Origin of the sequence: Antarcticirhabdus aurantiaca (assembly GCF_009765365.1) — a bacterium.
GTDB lineage: Bacteria > Pseudomonadota > Alphaproteobacteria > Rhizobiales > Rhizobiaceae > Antarcticirhabdus > Antarcticirhabdus aurantiaca.
Genome location: NZ_VTOM01000003.1, coordinates 136,553 through 150,139, shown reverse-complemented (window position 1 = coordinate 150,139; position 13,587 = coordinate 136,553). Strand labels below are relative to the sequence as shown.

12 protein-coding genes are annotated in these 13,587 nt (G+C 69.8%); 6 read left to right on the top strand and 6 right to left on the bottom strand.

Going from position 1 to position 13,587, the window contains the following annotated elements; genetic code table 11:
- Positions 1–325 precede the first annotated feature (325 nt).
- Entirely contained in the window at positions 326–2,686 is a 2,361-nt protein-coding gene (locus FZN60_RS04600) for a secretin GspD/PilQ domain-containing protein (RefSeq protein WP_158871572.1), read from the top strand.
- Positions 2,687–2,704: 18 nt separating this feature from the next.
- On the opposite strand, the gene FZN60_RS04595 is transcribed toward FZN60_RS04600, so the two are convergent.
- Complete coding sequence (locus FZN60_RS04595) at positions 2,705–4,969, bottom strand: FHA domain-containing protein (RefSeq protein WP_158871570.1); 2,265 nt, start codon at positions 4,967–4,969, stop codon at positions 2,705–2,707.
- Positions 4,970–5,318: 349 nt separating this feature from the next.
- Here FZN60_RS04595 and FZN60_RS04590 point away from each other — a divergent pair, with 349 nt between their 5' ends.
- From FZN60_RS04590 to FZN60_RS04570, 5 genes are all read left to right on the top strand, one after another.
- Positions 5,319–6,044, top strand: coding sequence for a Crp/Fnr family transcriptional regulator (locus FZN60_RS04590; protein ID WP_158871568.1), 726 nt, complete (start codon positions 5,319–5,321; stop codon positions 6,042–6,044).
- Positions 6,045–6,076: 32 nt separating this feature from the next.
- Entirely contained in the window at positions 6,077–6,328 is a 252-nt protein-coding gene (locus FZN60_RS04585; protein ID WP_158871566.1) for a hypothetical protein, read from the top strand.
- Positions 6,329–6,359: 31 nt separating this feature from the next.
- On the top strand, positions 6,360–6,674 hold the full coding sequence (locus FZN60_RS04580) for an EscF/YscF/HrpA family type III secretion system needle major subunit (RefSeq protein ID WP_158871564.1): 315 nt from the start codon (positions 6,360–6,362) through the stop codon (positions 6,672–6,674).
- A 207-nt stretch (positions 6,675–6,881) separates the two neighbouring features.
- Positions 6,882–8,084, top strand: a complete 1,203-nt coding sequence (locus tag FZN60_RS04575; RefSeq protein WP_158871562.1) for an HrpJ domain-containing protein — start codon at positions 6,882–6,884, stop codon at positions 8,082–8,084.
- A 68-nt stretch (positions 8,085–8,152) separates the two neighbouring features.
- Positions 8,153–8,530, top strand: coding sequence for a type III secretion system chaperone family protein (locus tag FZN60_RS04570; protein ID WP_158871560.1), 378 nt, complete (start codon positions 8,153–8,155; stop codon positions 8,528–8,530).
- A gap of 4 nt (positions 8,531–8,534) precedes the next feature.
- Here the strand turns inward: FZN60_RS04570 and FZN60_RS04565 are convergent, their stop codons facing one another.
- Genes FZN60_RS04565 through sctV form a run of 5 tightly spaced genes read right to left on the bottom strand, consistent with a single transcriptional unit; the run spans position 8,535 to position 13,528 of the window.
- The gene (locus FZN60_RS04565) at positions 8,535–8,825 is read right to left on the bottom strand and encodes a hypothetical protein (RefSeq protein WP_158871558.1); all 291 of its coding nucleotides are present in this window, start codon (positions 8,823–8,825) and stop codon (positions 8,535–8,537) included.
- A gap of 48 nt (positions 8,826–8,873) precedes the next feature.
- Entirely contained in the window at positions 8,874–9,671 is a 798-nt protein-coding gene (locus tag FZN60_RS04560) for a hypothetical protein (RefSeq protein ID WP_158871556.1), read from the bottom strand.
- A complete protein-coding gene (locus tag FZN60_RS04555; protein ID WP_158871554.1) occupies positions 9,668–10,222 on the bottom strand; it encodes a hypothetical protein in 555 nt (184 codons plus the stop codon). Before FZN60_RS04555 ends, FZN60_RS04560 begins: the two co-directional genes overlap by 4 nt.
- Complete coding sequence (locus FZN60_RS04550; RefSeq protein ID WP_158871552.1) at positions 10,215–11,393, bottom strand: MotA/TolQ/ExbB proton channel family protein; 1,179 nt, start codon at positions 11,391–11,393, stop codon at positions 10,215–10,217. Before FZN60_RS04550 ends, FZN60_RS04555 begins: the two co-directional genes overlap by 8 nt.
- Positions 11,390–13,528 (bottom strand): type III secretion system export apparatus subunit SctV, encoded by a 2,139-nt coding sequence (sctV, locus tag FZN60_RS04545; RefSeq protein ID WP_158871550.1) that lies wholly within the window; start codon positions 13,526–13,528, stop codon positions 11,390–11,392. Before sctV ends, FZN60_RS04550 begins: the two co-directional genes overlap by 4 nt.
- Positions 13,529–13,587: the final 59 nt, after the last annotated feature.

The window sequence follows — 13,587 nt, the reverse complement described above, 5'->3', positions numbered from 1 at the left end:
CCCGCATGGCGGTGTCGTTCGTCACAGGAGGCATCGATTCATGCCCGCTGCCGCAGCGTTCGTCGAACGCCGACGCACGGCGCGAGCTTCGATCAAGCTCAAAGGTTGAATAGTCCCTCAAGGATCTGGCGCGGGGTCGCGGTGCCGGGGCCGTCCATGCATCGGCGCGCTCGCGATCGGGCCGCTTCGCGGTTCGAAGCTCGTTTCGCCGCCAAGGCACTTGAGGAGGGTGGTCTGTGATGAACGCGCATGCGCTTCCGGCACGGTCCGCACGTCGGCTGATCGGCTTCGAGCCGCCGCTTCCTCGGTCCGGGGCACGATGACCATGACGCTGTCCCTTCCGGCAGGACCTTCGTCGCGTCGCGGCGGGCGCGCACGGCGGTGGATCGCCCGGCCCGCGATCAGCCTCCTGGCCTTGTCGGTGGCGCTCTCCGGCTGCGCCAGCTCGGGCATCGACGATCCCGATCTCTTCACCACGGGAACGGTGCAGCCGCGCCTCCAGAACGGCGAGCCTCAGCGTGTCGGGCCGATCATCAACGCGGCGGCCTTCAACGCGCGCGCCGTTTCGCGGACGATCGCGCCCTATGCCGGCTTCGTCGGTTCGACGCGCGTCAACTACGCCGGCGAGCGGAGCGCCATCGAGGCCGACCTGCGCGATCTCGGCAACGTCGTCGCGCCCAGCTTCGACCCGAACGAGCTGGTGACGATCGACTTCCGCGACGCGACCCTCGCCTACATCCTTCAGCAGCTTCTCGGCGGCGCGCTCGGCGTGACCTATGTCGCGCCCGAGCAACTTCCGCAGAGCGTCAACTTCCGCACCGAGACCCCGATCCCGAAGAGCCGCGTCCTTCAGGTCGTCCGCGACCTTCTGGCCCGCGAGGGGCTGGTGATCCGGCTGATCAACGGCGTCTACCAGATCGGAACGCTGGAAACCCTGACGACGCTGGAAACGAACGCCGCGGCCGGACGGACCGGCGAGGAGGTCTCGCGCATCGTCAAACTGTCCGACGGCAACGCTGCGGAGGTCGCTCAGCTCGCGTCGCAGCTCCTGCCGGCGGGAACCAGCGTCCAGGCCAGCACGGCTGCCAACACCCTGGTGATCAAGGCGAGCCCGTCCGACATCGAGTCGGTCGAGCGCCTCGTGCGCACGCTCTCGGAAACCGCGGTGGGGAGCGAGCAGGTCGCCATCATCCCCTTGCGGCGGAGCGCGCCGGAGGCGGTCGCGGCCCAGCTGACGGAGTTCTACGGCAGCTCGCTGCGCGGGGAGGGCGAGCCCATCACCGCGATCCCGCTCCAAAACCAGCAGGCGATCCTCGTCGGCACCTCCGATCCGACGCTGATGGCGGGCCTTCAGCAGCTCGCCCGGCAGCTCGACCGTTCGGTGACGGACGTCAGCGGCCTGCGCGTCGTGCCCCTGACCCACATTCGCGCGGTCGAGATCGCGCCGCAGCTCTCGCAGATCTTCGGCTCGTCCGTCGCCTCCGGGCCCACCGAGGCGCGCAGCACGGGCACCCGCTCGCGCATCGGCGGATCGGAGCGGGAGGAAGCGCCGGCCAGCCGCATCGGCGCGGCGGCGCGCCTTCGCGCCCCGAACGGCAGCACGGCGATCGACGACAACGAGGACGGCACAGGACTGGCGCTCGCGGGCCCCACTGCCGCGGGGAACGTCCGGGTCGACACCCTGCCCGCGGAGGGCGGGGCCAACGCGCGGGGCGGCCGCGTGCAGGCGGAAGCTGCCGAGGAGACAAGCGTCGCGTCCACCGCGCTCGCGCCGTCCCCCGGCGAGACGCGCATCGTGGCGGAGGAGCGGACGAACTCGCTTCTCGTCTACTCGACCTACGACGTCTTCAACCGGATCCAGGACACCGTGCGCACGCTCGACGTGCCGCAGGCCCAAGTCATCATCGAAGCGACGGTGATCGAGGTGCAGCTGAACGACCGCCTGGAAAGCGGCGTGCAGTTCTTCCTCCAGAGCAACGGCATCGTCGTCGGCTCGGGAATCCCGGATGGAAACCAGTCGCCGACGCAGGGCGGCATCATCGGCGTCGGCGCCGACATCGGCAACGTCACCGTGGACGCGGTGCTGCGCGCGCTGCGCGCCGTCACGAACCTGCGCGTCGTGTCCTCGCCCTATCTGACGGTGGTCGACGGCGCTTCCGCCCGCCTCGTGATCGGCGACCAGATCCCCTTCGCCACCCGCTCGCAGCGCTCGAACAACCTCGGCAACATCACGGTCACGCAGGACGTCGAGATCCTGGACACGGGCGTCGTCCTGGAGATCACGCCGCGGATCTTCGCCAACAATTCGGTGAAGCTCAACGTCGTCCAATCCGTCTCGACGCCGTCGTCCAGCGCCGCGGCCGGCGACCTGACGCCGGTGATCTCGACCCGCGACATCGAATCCCAGATCCTGGGACAGTCGGGCCGGACCATCCTTCTGGGCGGCCTGATCTCGGATCGGATCGAGAAGGGCGAGGACGCCACGCCGGTCGCCTCGCAGGTGCCGGTCATCGGTCAGCTGTTCCGCCAGAACCGCTCGACCGCCCAGCGCACGGAACTCCTCGTCCTCATCACGCCGCGGGTCGTGCGCACCTCGTCCGGCATCGAGTCGATCACCCGCCTCATCCAAGGCGTTCGTGTCCAGCAGCAGGTGAACGAGGACATCTACGCAACGACGAAGAACTAAGCCGGCGTCGATCCCGAACTACTGGACGCGCCAGTTCAGATCGTTGCCGAAGAGGTGGGTCGAGTAGCCCGTGGACTGCTCGAAGGCGAGCCCCAGCTCGCCGACGAGCGCCAGCCGGCTGGTGCGGTCGCGGGCGGCGCCCTGGCGCATCTTCTCGCCGGTCCGGGTCTGGACGAACCGGTCTCCGAGGAGGCTGACGCCGGCGACCTCGATCGGGAACGGCGCGAGGTCGCGGGTGATGAAGTCGACGAAGCGGTCGTTGCGCGAGGCTTCGACGAGGTAGACCGACTGGAAGGGTCGCCCCGCCGCCGCATCGGCGCATTGCCCGGTCCCGCGCGGATTGAGCGCGGCTTCCAGGACGAGGGACTGTTCCGAAGCCGGCAGATCCACCATGGTCAGCTCGCGGGAAACGCTGAGGAGATCGAGCCAGAACAGCGCGCCGAGCACCGAGCGGCGCTCGAGGCGCGAGCCGGGCCAGCAGGCTTGGAGCGCGTCCGGCTGACCCAGCGGACCTGCGAGCAGGGGCTGGTAGCGCTCGGCGACCGGCCGCGTTTCGGCTCCGAAGACGCCGAGTCCCCAGTTCTGCAGGGCCTGCAGCCCCTCCGCCAGGCTGCGGCCGGCGGCCGAGCCCGGCAGGCGGTCCTCTTCCCAGCGCTCGACGAGATCGCGCGCGAGATCGTTGATCGGCGGCTCGCTGTCGCGGGGCGACGCCCCGACATCGGCGACGAGTGGATCCCGCGTGATCGAAGGGGACGATCCCTGCCCGTTCGACGCGGGCGGATCCTGCGCTCCGGGAGCGGACGCGGTGATCTCCGCCGGTCGGCCCGCCGGCTCCTCGCGCAATGCAGTGCCCGCCGGATCGGACGCCGGCCGGGTATCGCCCGACGGTTCCCGCGGCGTCGGTTCGGGCAGGGTGGCAGCGGATGAGCCGCCGGCGGCGATCAGCTGGCGGACGGCCTGCCGCTCGTCCTCGGGCGCTGCGGGCGCAGGCTCGGAGGCCGCCGGTGCCGGAGGCTCGGTTTCGCCGGCGAAGATGTCGGCCATGTCGAACCGGCCCGTGCGCAGCCGCTCGACATCCACGGGCTGGTCGCCGTTCGACGTCGTTCCCGCGCCCAGGAACAGCCCGGTCTGCGGCGTTTCGCCGGGCCGGCCGACGGTGCCGTCCGGCCGCTGGAGCTGCACCAGCGAGCGCAGCGGCATGGTTTCGGCGAACTGCGTCGCATAGGCCTGGAGGAAGCCGACCCACGCATCGATCCTGTCGGTCGGCACGATCCCGCTGACTTCCAGAAGGTCGGTGCCGTCGAGGCGGAAGATGACGTAGGGCGCGATCTGCGAGCGGTCCGCGAGCGCGCGCACGTCGGCGAGGATCATCGGCGCGGTGCGGATCTCAGACGTGACGCCGGACAGGCCGTCGATGCGCTCCCGGATCGTGCCGACGAGCGCCTCGGCGCGGGCCGGATCGCGAACGAGCCCGGAGAGCGTCAGGGCGCCGTCGTCGTCGAGAGCGAAGCGCACCTGGGCGCCTTCGGCCTTGATGAGGTTCTCGACCTCGCTCCGGATCAGCCCCAGGACGGGAAGGCGGACGCGCGCCGGAACGTCGGTTTCGCGCACGGCGCCCTGGATCGCCCGGCGCTCGACGGGCGTTTCCACGTAGCCGGTGACGAAGATCGCGCCGTCCACCTCCTGCTCCACGCGCAGGCGCCGGCCGAAGTCGAAGCTGCCGACGGCGGTGCGGACGCGAGCGAGGTCGTCGTCGGCCATCTGCTCGGAGGACACGGCGCGCTGCGCGTTCAGGATCGGGAGGAGGGCGGCTCCCCCGCCGAGAAGAACGAGAACCGCGAGCACGGGAAGCGCGACTTGCCAGGCGCGCCGACGCGCGAGGCCGGCGCCTTCCGGCGGGGCGGGGCTCTTCGCCGGACCGGCCGCCGCTCCGGTCTCGACATCCGTCACGGACGCCCAGTTGGCCGTCGGTGCGCCGAGCGCGAAGCGGGTCGTGCCCGCGGAGACGATATCGAGTTGCTCGATCTCCTGTCCCTCGTCGCCGGGCGAGAGGGTGATGCCGTTGCGGGTGCGCACCGAACCCGAGGCCGCGGCCAGCACGATCTTGCCGCCGCCGAGCGTCAGGCGAAGATGGCCGGGCTTCAGGCTGATGTCGAAGATCTGGATGTCGTCGTCGTCACCCTGACCGACGAGATAGGTGCCGTCGGCCAGCGGCACGTCGACGCCCGCCTGGACGCCGCTGAGGATCTTGAGGATCGTCGCACCGCTTCCCTGGCCAGCCACTGCCAACCCCGCTTTCGCTCAAAGCGGGTAGTCGAAGGCACGCGCCCCCGCGCGCCGACCCGTCAGCCCCGCAAATCCCTGGAAACACGTCAATAGCAAAGGGCTTGCGCGATGTCCTCATCAATTCATCGGCCATACGGATTCGGTCTTAACGATCCTTGGGGAAGCCCCGGAGCCGGCCGATCCGGGCGGCGTCGCCGGTCGTGGTGGACGCCTCGCGTTTTTCCCCTTGCGCGCGAACTGCAATCTCGCGAAACAAGGATCGCCCCGTTCCATATCCGCAGGCACGGGACCGAGCGTCCGCGGCAGGGCGCGGCCGGGTCGTCGTTCGCGCTGAAGGTATCTCCCCTTGCGTCATCTGGCTGCCGAGCGCTTCTCGCATCTGCCCCACTTCCGCGGCAGCGAGTTCTTCAGGATCGACGAAGGCGTCCTGCGCCGGCTGGAGTCGATCGCGACGCATCGGATCTGCGGGCCGAACGAATTCATCTACCTCCAGGACGACGAGGCCGAGTCGCTGTTCTTCGTGCGCTCGGGGCACGTCCGGCTGTCCTATCTCCTCGACGACGGCTCGCCGATCCTGTTCGGCATCCTGCCGGCCGGCGAGAGCTTCGGCGAACTCGGCGTCTTCGAAGGCGGCTGCCACTGCGACATGGCGACCTCGATCGGCACGAGCTCGATCTTCAGCGTCGCGGCGCCCGCCTTCCGGCGGCTCTGCGAGGCGCATCCGGAGCTGGCGGTGGCGCTCGGCCGAACCGTCGCGCGGCGTTATCGCTCCTATATCTCGCTGACGCGCATCCTCGGCCTGAAGACGCTGCCCGCGCGCTTGTCGCAATGCGTTCTTCGCCTCGCCGACAGCCTCGACGACTGGACCGAGCACGGGGGCCGCCGGGTGCGGCGCCTCGGCGCCTTCGTCACCCAGAGCGATCTCGGCCTGATGGCGCGCGGCGCGCGCGGCAACGTCAACCGCGCCCTGAAGGCCTGGGAACGGGACGGGCTGATCGCCGTCCGAGACCGCTCCCTCCTCGTGCTCGACCGGCCGGGGCTCGACGCGCTGGCGTTGGACGACGACATTTGAGGCCGGGCGCCTCGATCGGAAAGGATGCTGACATGGACGAGGCGGACGACATCGGATCCTTCACCGAACTCGGCGAGCGCCTGACGGGACCCGGAGGCGCCGACGTGGCGGCCGAGGTCGTCGGGCGGATCGACGCCCTTCTCCATAGCCTGCGCGTCGAAGTGGCGGCCGGGGTTCCGTTCGGTCGATTTGAAGCTTTTAACTCTTTGGAAAGAAGTCTTGTTGCAGCTCGGCGGGTTGTGCTATTGATGCAGTCGAGCGGAGCCGAAACGACCGGGCCGTGACAGTTCCCCAAGACAAAACCGGGAGATAGACATGGCTCTTGCACCGACGAGCACCGCTGGTCTTTACGCATCGTCGACCGCGACGGAAACGACCTTCAGCCCGGTCCCTTATACGAACAGCGACGGCTTCGATCTGATCTGGCGGCAGAAGCAGCTCCAGGAGCAGATGACGGCGATCGAGAACGACATCCGCGACATCGAGCAGAACGCGAACCTGTCCGATACCGAGAAGATGTTCTCGATGCAGATGGCGATGAACTCCTGGTCCGCGATCAGCAACCTGCGCACCAACATGCTCAAGAGCGTCGCCGACACGCTGAAGAGCATCGCGCGCAACGTGTCCTGACGCGACTGGCTTCGACGGGCGGAGCGCCGCTCCGCCGCGGCTGACCGAGACGGGGCGTCCTTCGGGGCGCCCTGTTGCTGTTGCCGGGACGCTTTCGCCGGGGCGGCCGCGCCGGGACGTCGTCCGACCTGTGACGAACGGGACAAACGGGTTCCGCATCCCGTTTATGGTGCCTCGCGACCATCACATGCCCCGGAGGTTCCGCCCATGTCCGGATCCATCGAAACGCTGCGCCAGAATCTCACGGCGCTGAACGTCACCTCGCCGGTCGGCGCCGAGGTCGCGGCTCAGCTGCGCGGCGACTATCGCGGCGAAACCGTCACCGTCTCGTCGGAAGCCTCCAAGCTCCAGGACGCCGCGGAGGAGATCGGCATGTCGGTCGCCCACCGCGCCGACAAGCGCTCCCTCGACCGGCGCGACGTGCGCCAGGGGCAGGGCGCGAGCTTGGCCGCCCTCGCGCGCATCGCCGACTACTACGACAAGCTTCCCGACATGCCGCGGGAGGTGGAGCTTCAGGCGCTGGTCGAGCAACTCGAAGCCCATCTCGAGCGCCTGGGCCAAGGTGGCGGAGGGGGAGGCGGCGTCAGCAAGGAGGACATCCTGGCGACGCTGCAGCGCTTCGATCCGGACGTCACCCATCAGTTCGCCGCGCTCGACATCGCGCGCGAATTCTTCGCGGCAGCGGGCGCCGGCAACGACTTCCAGATGCTCCTCGACGAGGCGCATGCCGAATACGGCAAGGGCGATCTCGGCCGCGACGTGCGCGCGGGGCTCGCCGCCTCGCAGACCGCCTCGCGCGCCGCGATGACCCTGGAGACCGATCCGGCGGCCGTGCGAGAGACCTATCGCTCGCTCCTGCGGGAGACGAAGAACATGGGCGCGCTGTTCGAAGCGATGCGCGGCTTCGACGTGATGAAGAGCTTCGGCGAGATCGTCGACACGTTCATGGAAGCGGCCGGGCGCGACCTAGCGAGCACCGGCCCCTCCACCGACAGCGCCTTTCTCCACGCCCTCCTGACCGAACTCGGCAAGCTGAAGAAGATGCAGAGTGTCGTCGACATGGCTGGCCAGCTGATCACGCTGTCCGATCGCCAGCTCCAGCGGGGCGAGGCGCCGACGGGCAAGGCGGCCGACGTCGCCGGCGCTCTTCTGAACTTCGCCAGCAGCTCCGCCCCCGGCGCCGTCGAGGCGCAGGCCATGCTGTCGCGCTACGAGGGCTGCTCGGTCGCGACGCAGCTGGTCTTCGCCAACGGATTGCGCGGCGTCCATGCCGAACTGCCGGACGAGATCATGCCCTCGCCCCAGGCGCGCCTGCAGCAGAACGCCGCCATCCTGACCCTTCTCGACGAGCTGGTCGCGGCCGAGGAGCGGGAATACGCGGCGATGGACGCGAACGGCCATTATTCCTGATCGGGCCGGCCGCGCGCTGCCTTGACCCAACCACCCGCAGCCCCCCGGACAGCCCGAGCCCGATCGACATGGCCATTTCTTCCCGAGCGATCCAGACCATCAACGCCTTTGCCGCCAGCATGGGCGTCGAGGCGGCCCCTGCCGCCGACGGCAGCTACAGCTTCGTCTTCCAGCGCTCGGGAACGCTGACCCTCACCGCCGCGTCCGAGCCGGGGCGGGTCCTTGTCAGCCTCGCCGCTCGTCCGCAGCAGCTCGACGAGCGGCTCGAAGGCGAGCTCATCCAACTCGCCGGCCCCGACCCGTCGACCGGCCGGCTCCTGTCGGTCGGCGTCGGTCGCGGCGGTCACGTCATCTTCGCCGTCGGCCTCGACGACGACGAGATGGACCTTCCGGCCATCGAGACCTGCCTGCGCCAGCTCATGGCGGCGCGCGCCGTTCTCGGCTGACGGGTCAGAGAGGCTTGTTGGCGCTCGGCTGGCCGTAGACGCTGGCGGCCGCGATCTCGGCGGCCGGATCGAAGACGGTGCCGCGATCGCGATCCTTCGCCACCGTCGTCACCGAGCCCTGGTTGAGATAGTCCTCGAACCGGTCCTTCTGCGCCTCGGCGCCCGCGGCCTTGGCGGTGTCCTCCAGACGCTGCAACTGCTTGGGCGCATCCATCGGCAGCGGATCGTGCGCGCCGGATTCCGTCTGGAAGGCGGGCACGGGAATGGTGCTGTTTCTCTGGATCGAGTCGACCATGGGTCTCGGCCTCGCGGGGGTAACGGCGGGAACGGGTCTGCGCTCAGTCTAGATCGTCGTCGCGGGCGAGGCCAGCACCCGGCTCCCGGCAAGCCGCGCCGCGCCGATGCGCCGACGCTCCTGAACCACGACGAGGCCGAAGCCGCCGATCAGCGCGGCACCCGCGACGAGGCGCGCGATCCACGTGGCAACGCGCTGCGAAAGGCTCTGCGCCGTTGCGCCGGTGGCCGGCGCGCCTCCCTGGGTGCGGGCGGGTATGGGCTCCTCGTCGCCGCCTTCGAGAATGCGCGCGACACCGGCGCGGAAGGCCTCGGGCGTCGGCGACGTCGCTTCGAGGTCGGCGAAGGCGCCGCGCCAGGCGATCGGCTGCAGCGTCCCGTCGCCGAGCGCCCGGGGCACGGTGATCTCGGCGGCAGACAGACCGGCATCCGTCAGCGCCGCGATCGTCCGATCGTAGAGCCGTGGCGACAGCACGTAGAGGCGGGCCTCGCTCCCGATCCCGCCGAGGCGCTCGCGCGCGAGCGTGCCGACGGCTTCCGGCGCGACGACGGCCGGAGCCGCGCCGCCCGGCCCCAAAATCTCGATGCGATCGGCGAAGAGGTCGATCGAGACGCCGCCCGGATCGCCGCGATGGCGGCGCAGGAGATCGAGCATGGCGGCTGGAGCGAGCGGCGTGCGGTCGATGAGGCGATAGGCGGTGCGGGCCTCGATCGCGCGGGGCGGAGAGCGGGCGGCGTCGGTTTCTTGCGCGAGGTGGAGGAAGATCAGGAGGATCATGAAGCAGGCGGCGAAGAGGCTCGCCGACAGATCCGTGAAGACCGCGAGGTCGAACCGCCACCCTGTCATGGCGCGCCCACTGCGCCCGGCGCGCAGGCCGCGCCCCGCGAGCGGACCGCGCAGTCGCTGCCGAGCCGCATCTGGGCGTAGGTCGCAAGCCCCGCGCGGCTGGCGAGGGCGTCGAACAGGAAGGCAGCCTCGCCCCCGTCCGGCTCGACGACGAAGAGAACCGGCGTTTGCGCCCGCGCTACGTCTTCCAGGCGCGCGGCAAGATCCGCATCGCTGAAGAGCGCATCCAAGGGCACGAGCCGACCGCCGGAGCGGTCCGACACGGGATCGGCGCCGGGGACGGCCGCGTCGGCGAGGCGAAGGCCGCCGGCCTCGGCGACGATGATTGCGGGCGTGCCGCCGTCGAGCCGCGCCTGTCCGGTGCGCCACGGCTCCTCGGCGCCGTCCGGGGCGAGCGCGCCCGGCGTGGCGATGGCCGGCAGCAGCGACAGGAGCATGAGGACGACGACGGCGACGAGCGCCAGAAAGAGGTCGGCCATGGTCGCGGGCAGGCCGTCGAGCGCGTCGTCGGCCTCGTCGCCGGGATCCTCGACGGCGCGACCCTCAGCCATCGCCAGCGACTTCGGACAAGCGTCGGCACTCGGCCGCGATCTCGCTTTCGCGGCTTTCGAGAAGGGCGAGGAGAAGCGAGCCGAGGAGGCCGCCGAGAAGGCCGAGAAGCGTCGTTTCGAACTTCACCGCGAGGCCGAGGAGACTGGCGCCGATGTCGAGCCGGGCGCCCGCCTCGGGCCCGAGATCGGCCGGCAGGCCGCCGATCGCCGCGGTCAGGCCGATCACCGTGCCGAGGAAGCCGAGAAGCGGCAGAAAGGACAGGAGCGCGCGCAGGAACCGGCGCGAGGCGAGGTGGATCGCGGCGAGCGTGCGCTGCGCCGCATCCGGCTCGCCGCCCGCCCCGTTTGGACCGAGGCAGGCCGCGATCACGCCTTGCACGGCGCGGGTGTGCGAGAAGGCGAAGAAGCGCTGGGCGACGAGGCGCCCCAGGGCGGAGCGCGCGAGCGGCCGACCGGCGGCCACCTCGTCCTGACAGAAGCGCCGCAGGGCCGACAGCACCGCCGCGTCCTCCATGAGCCGCAGCCCCGCATCGGCGAGGGCGGCGAGAACGGTGAAGAAGAGGGCGATGATCGCGATGTGCACGACCGTCGCGCCCGTGAAGGCGCGCAGGACGATGGAGGCGGGATCGAGCGCGCCGGGCGCGACCGCCAACGCTCCGACGAAGTGGCCGAAGAGGAGGGTGAGGCAGAGCCCGCCGAGGCAGGCGGCGCCGATCGACTGCGCCCGCCCGCGCCCGCGCGGATCGAGCGGATCGCGCCAGAACAGGGAGAAGCGCGCGTCCGACAGTTCGGCCAGCACGCGCGAGCCGAAAAGAAGGACGAGGACGTGGGGCCAGAAGCTCGCTCCACCGGAAAGCGCCGCCAGCCCCTGGCCGGCGCCCAGCGTCGCGGCGAAGGGACCGGCCAGGGCAAGGAGTGCTGCGAGGGCGACGCCGAGGCCCGTGATCCGCAGGACGGCGATCCGTGGGCGCGGCAGGAGCAGCCCCGCGGCCAGACAAGCGGCAGCGGCCAGGAGCACGGCGAGAGCCAGGGGCGCGCGGACGTCGAGGAGGCCGAGCGCCAGAAGGCCGGCAAGGAGCGCCGCGAGGTAGACGCCGAGGCGAAGGCGACTGCCATCCTCGATCGCCAGCGGCGCGGCCGGCGGATCCGCCGGAGGCGAGGCGGCGCTCATTCCGCGGCGGCGAGCTGGCCCTGCTGCATCATCTTGATGCGCTCCAGCGGCTGGATGTTCGCGCTGGGCGTGAGCTCCTGGTAGGACAGAACGGCGAGGCTCGGGAAGTCGCGCTCGACGATCTTGCGCATGAAGCGGCGGATGTCCATCGGCGCGAGGATCACCGGCTGGCTGGCGCCGCGGGCGCTCGGATCGGTGCCGACCACCTTCTTCATGCTGGCGATGAGCTCGCGATGGATGTCGGGCGAGAGCGCGAGATAGGACGCGCCGCTCGTCTGGCGGATGGCGCCGCGCACCGCGTCCTCGATGTCCTTGGCGATGAGGTAGGCGGGAATGATGTTCTGCCCGCCGGAGAACTTGTGCGTGATGTAGCGCGACAGAGCCCCGCGCACGTATTCGGACAGGACGATCGGGTCCTTCTCGCGTTGGCCCCAGTTCACCAGCGCTTCCAGCACCGTGCGCATGTCGCGGATCGAGATCTCCTCCGAGACGAGGCGCTGGAGGACGTCGGTGATGGTGGTGATCGGCAGGAGGCGCGTCACCTCGCGCACCAGCTCGCCGAAGTTCTTCTGCATCTGGTTCATCAGGAACATGGTTTCCTGAACGCCGATGAACTCGGAGGCGTGGCTCTTCAGGATGTGCGCGAGGTGGAAGGTCAGCATGGAGGACAGGGTCATGACCTGCATGCCCGCCTTCTCCATGACCGGCATGTGCTTCATCGAGACCCAGAGGCTCGGCGTGTGCGGCAGGAAGTCCGGCCCGCGCTCGAAGGGAATGCCGAACATGGCGAGGTTCGACTCGGTCTCGCGCACGATGACGTAGCCCGGCCGCGCCTGGCCCGCGGCGACGGGAATCTCGTTGACGAGGATGCGGTACTCGCCCTCGCCGAGGTTCTCGTTGAGGCGCAGGTGGATGCCGGGGAAGGGCACGCCGAGGTCGAAGTAGAGGGCGCGGCGCACGCGGGCGACCTCGCGGTCCAGCTTGTCCGGCCGGATCGAATTGCGCACGCTCGCGGCGATGTCGACGATGAGCGGGACGGTGAGGGCGAAGCTGACCTGCTCGATCGGCGGACCGTCCTCGTCGTCGTCCGGCAGCGAGGGCGCCGTGCCGACGGGGGCGAGCGCCGCGGCGAGCGCCGGCATCTCGGTGGAGCGCTTGGTGCCCGCCGTCTGCTTCTGCTTGCGCATCATCATGAAGCCGCCGACGCCGGTCAGCGCGGCGAGCGCCAGGAAGATGATCGTCGGGAAGCCGGGAACGGCGGCGAAGACGAGAAGGATCGCGGACGTGACCATCAGGACGCGCGGGTCGGCGACGAGCTGGCCGGCGATGTCGGAGCCGAGGTCCTTGCTGTCCTCGGAAGCCACCCGGGTGACGATGAAGCCGGCGGTGATCGAGATGAACAGGGCCGGGATCTGCTGGACGAGGCCGTCGCCGATGGTGAGCAGCGCATAGAGGTTCAGCGCCTCGCCGGCGGGCAGGCCGCGCTGGAACATGCCGATCGAGATGCCGCCGATGAGGTTGACGGCGATGATGATGAGGCCCGCGATGGCGTCGCCCTTCACGAACTTCATCGCGCCGTCCATGGCGCCGTAGAGCTGGCTCTCCTTCTCCAGCTTGTTCCGGCGGCGCTTGGCCTCGTCCATCTCGATCTGGCCGGCGCGCATGTCGGAGTCGATCGACATCTGCTTCCCGGGCATCGAGTCGAGCGAGAAGCGGGCGGCGACCTCGGCCACGCGCTCCGAGCCCTTGGTGATGACCATGAAGTTCACGATCGTCAGGATCAGGAAGACGACCATGCCGACGATCAGGTTGCCGCCGATGACGAACTCGCCGAAGGTCTCGACGATGTGGCCGGCATCGCCGTGAAGGAGGATGAGGCGCGTCGTCGAGATCGCGAGGCCGAGCCGGAACAGGGTCGTGAGCAGCAGGATCGACGGGAAGGCCGAGAGCTGCGTGACGTCGGACAGGTAGAGCGAGGCCATCAGGAGGATGGCGGCGAGCATCAGGTTGATGGCGATCAGCGTGTCCACCACCGCGATCGGCAGCGGCAGGATCATCATGAAGATGATGCAGACCAGCAGAAACGCGAGGACGAGGTCGTTGCGCTTCGACAAGGTCACCAGGAAACGCTGCATCGTCCAACCTCGGTCATCTAGGGCCAAGCGGCGCGCGTTTCTAGCATCGCGTGCGCCGC